Source organism: Alphaproteobacteria bacterium, assembly GCA_035625915.1.
Taxonomy (GTDB): domain Bacteria; phylum Pseudomonadota; class Alphaproteobacteria; order JACZXZ01; family JACZXZ01; genus DATDHA01.
Genome location: DASPOR010000037.1, coordinates 1 through 2,923, shown reverse-complemented (window position 1 = coordinate 2,923; position 2,923 = coordinate 1). Strand labels below are relative to the sequence as shown.

At 58.4% G+C, this 2,923-nt stretch carries 2 protein-coding genes and 1 tRNA gene; all 3 read left to right on the top strand.

The window, feature by feature from the left end:
- Positions 1-1,810: endopeptidase La (gene lon / locus VEJ16_03395; protein HYB08696.1), on the top strand; the 1,810-nt coding region annotated here is incomplete at its 5' end.
- Between the two features lie 262 nt (positions 1,811-2,072).
- Positions 2,073-2,148, top strand: a tRNA-Val gene (locus VEJ16_03390).
- A 226-nt stretch (positions 2,149-2,374) separates the two neighbouring features.
- Positions 2,375-2,923, top strand: a 549-nt coding sequence (locus VEJ16_03385) for an SMP-30/gluconolactonase/LRE family protein (protein HYB08695.1), incomplete at its 3' end; no start/stop codon positions are given.

Sequence of the window (2,923 nt, the reverse complement as noted above, 5' to 3'; positions counted from 1 at the left end):
GATCTCCGTGCTCCAGGTCGAGAAACGCATACGCACGCGCGTCAAGCGGCAGATGGAGAAGACGCAGCGCGAGTACTACCTCAACGAGCAGATGAAGGCGATCCAGAAGGAGCTCGGCGACGAAGAAGGTCGCGACGAGCTCGCTGAGATTGAAGATAAGATAAAGAAGACCAAGCTGTCGAAGGAGGCGCGTGAGAAGGCTCAGCACGAGCTCAAGAAGCTGCGTCAAATGTCGCCGATGTCAGCGGAAGCAACCGTGGTGCGCAACTATCTTGATTGGCTTTTGTCCATCCCCTGGGGCAAGAAATCTAAAATCAAGAAAGATCTCAACCACGCGCAGGAGATCCTCGATGCCGATCATTTTGGCCTCGACAAGGTCAAAGAGCGCATCGTCGAGTATCTTGCAGTCCAGCAACGGGCCAACAAGTTGACAGGGCCAATTCTGTGCCTGGTCGGGCCACCCGGTGTGGGAAAAACCTCCCTCGGCAAGTCGATTGCCCGAGCCACAGGGCGCGATTTCGTTCGCGTGTCGCTCGGCGGCGTTCGTGACGAAGCCGAGATCCGCGGGCACCGGCGCACGTATATCGGCTCTATGCCGGGTAAGATCATCCAGTCCATGCGTAAGGCGAAGTCGACCAATCCGTTATTCCTGCTGGACGAAGTCGATAAGATGGGCGCCGATTTCAGGGGAGACCCGTCTTCGGCACTGCTCGAAGTGCTCGATCCCGAGCAGAACCATACTTTCAACGATCACTATCTCGAGGTTGATTACGATCTCTCGAACGTGATGTTTGTCACCACGGCGAATACGCTCAACATTCCGCCGCCCTTGATGGATCGCATGGAGATCATTCGCATCGCCGGTTACACGGAGGATGAGAAGGTTGAGATCGCGCGCAAGCACCTGATCCCAAATGCCCTCACAAAACATGGTGTTATCACCAGGGAATGGGCGGTTGATGAGGACGCGTTGCTCACGATGATTCGTCGCTACACGCGAGAGGCCGGCGTGCGCAACCTCGACCGAGAGCTCTCGACGTTGATCCGCAAAGCGGTCAAGGAGCTCATGACCTCCAAAAAGAAATCGGTGAAGGTCACGAATGCCAATCTCTCCGACTACCTTGGCGTGCCGAAGTTTCGCTATGGTGAGGTCGAGCAGAATGACCAGGTGGGTGTCGTTACCGGCCTTGCTTGGACCGAGGTGGGTGGCGAATTGCTCACCATCGAAGGAGTCATGATGCCCGGCAAAGGCAAAATGACCGTGACCGGTAACTTGCGCGACGTTATGAAAGAGTCAATCTCTGCCGCGGCGTCTTACGTGCGATCCCGGGCGGTCGACTTTGGCATCGAGCCGCCACTATTTGACCGGCGCGACATCCATGTGCACGTGCCTGAAGGTGCGACACCCAAGGACGGTCCGTCGGCGGGTGTGGCGATGGTGACGGCGATTGTATCCGTGATGTCCGGCATTCCGGCGCGCCGAGACGTGGCCATGACGGGCGAAATCACCTTGCGGGGAAGGGTATTGCCGATCGGAGGGCTCAAGGAAAAGTTGCTGGCCGCGTTGCGCGGTGGAATTAAGACGGTGCTGATACCTGAGGAGAATGCCAAGGACCTCGTCGAAATTCCTGATGCCGTCAAGAATGCGCTCGAAATCGTACCTGTGTCGCTTATGGACGAAGTGTTGAGCCACGCCTTGACGCTAAGACCCGAGCCGATTGTTTGGGATGAGACGCGTGCTAAGGACGAGTCCCGCCCCAAGCCGTCGGAGGGTTCGGATGACGAGGTTCCGGGGTTGACGGCCCACTGAGTGGATGGCTTGTGGGAGTGAGACCCCGAGCGTCGGTGGACGCGGAGGCTCGAGCTCAATTCCTGAAAGGAGGCGGCGCCCGTGAATGGCGCCGCCTTTTGTGCGATCGCGCCGACCAGCTCAGTCCCAAAAACCCGGATACCATGGCGACTTGCCGCGAGCCCTCGCGGATCGATTGGGACGAGTGTTACAGTCCACCGACCGCCAAGGCCGGGAGTTCGCCACTTGCCACGATGCAGCAATGGGCGCTATGGGTCGGAGAGGGCGGTTAGCTCAGCTGGTAGAGCGCCTGCTTTACACGCAGGATGTCGGCGGTTCGAGTCCGTCACCGCCCACCAGCTCAAAAGGGGGCCGACGGCTTGAGGCCGGCCGCGAGGCGGCGGTTATTGGGGCCGCGATCGACGCCGAAAGTGCTCCGGAAACCGAAATTGGGCTTTGAGCGGAGTGCGATAGTTGCTCGCCGCGCCCGCTTCGCTAAGATTTCCGGGTTCGCCTTGTGGCTGCGAACTGGCTGACATTGCGTTGAAACGACTACAGGCCGGGGCCCTGTGCGGGGAGGGAAGCATGGATTCGCAAAAAGCATCAATTCCGAGCGGACCTGACGATTTCCGCGCCCGGTGGGAACGAAGCGAACGCTATCCCGATCCCGCCATCGAGCTTATCGAAGCAGACTTTGCGAAATATCGGATCTTCAATGCGTCTGTGGAGCGTCTTGCCTCCGATTGTCGATGGTGCGAAGGGCCGGTGTGGTTTGGTGATGGCCGCTACCTGCTCTGGAGCGACATTCCAAACAACCGTATCCTCAAATGGGAAGAGGAGACTGGTGCGGTAAGCATATTTCGCAGGCCGTCAGCCTATGCCAACGGCAATACGCGGGACCGTCAGGGTCGGCTCGTGACATGCGAGCACTCGGGACGACGCGTAACCCGCACTGAATACGACGGCACTATTACTGTGATTTTTGACTGCTTCGAAGGCAAGCCGCTCAATTCGCCCAATGATGTCGTGGTCAAGTCGGATAACTCACTATGGTTCACCGACCCACCGTTCGGAATAGCCGGTAATTACGAAGGCTACGCGGCCGCCCAGGAGCTTCCGCATCACGTCTATCGC